Origin of the sequence: Thalassotalea sp. G20_0, assembly GCF_017744175.1 — a bacterium.
Classification (GTDB): Bacteria; Pseudomonadota; Gammaproteobacteria; order Pseudomonadales; family Endozoicomonadaceae; genus Endozoicomonas.
Window position 1 is genome coordinate 1 of record NZ_JAGHQV010000320.1, and the last position, 794, is coordinate 794.

Below are 794 nucleotides of genomic sequence, written 5' to 3' on the forward strand. Positions count from 1 at the left end.
TAGATACATGAATGCGGGGTATAGGGAAGCTCAAGCCGCTTTACTGTCAACTTTACTTGATGCATTAATCCTTAAGTGCAACCAAAAAACTGAAGCCAGTGATATTGATGTACAAGGTATCGCCAACTTGCTGTGGGCCGTAGCGAAACTGGTGGACAGCGGGCTGTCGCTGGACAAGACACCGCAGCTCCGGGAGGCCGTTAATGCGCTGTTGCCCCATGTGGCAACCAAAGCAGAATCAAAAGAAGAGAAAGACCACTTCAAGTCACAAGAAGTCACCAATCTACTGTGGGCCATGGCGAAACTGGTGGACAATGGTCTGAAGCTGGAGAAGACGCCGAAGCTCAAAGAGGCCGTGGCCGCGCTGTTGCCTCATGTGAAAACCAAAGCCGAATCAAAAGAAGAGAAAGGCTTCTTGAACGCTCAAGCTACCGCCAACCTGCTGTGGGCCGTGGCGAAACTGGTGGATAACGGGTTGGAGCTGGAGAAGACACCGAAACTCAAAGAGACTGTCACCACCCTGCTGCCTCATGTGACAACCAAAGCTGAATCAAAAGAAGAGAAAGACCACTTTATTCCTCAGCATATCGCCAACCTGCTGTGGGCTGCGGCGAAACTGGTGGACAACGGGCTGGAGTTGGAGAAGACACCGAAGCTGAAAGAGGCTGTGGCCGCGCTGTTGCCCCATGTGAAAACCAAAGCCGAATCAAAAGAAGAGAAAGGCCACTTTATTCCTCAGCATATCGCCAATCTGCTGTGGGCCGTGGCGAAACTGGTGGACAACGGGCTGGGGC

Annotated in this window: 1 protein-coding gene; it reads left to right on the top strand. The window is 52.1% G+C overall.

Annotation, left to right across the window (positions count from 1 at the left end; translation table 11 throughout):
* The coding region (locus J7438_RS26285) for a hypothetical protein (protein ID WP_209278978.1) at positions 1-794 on the top strand (794 nt) is incomplete at both ends.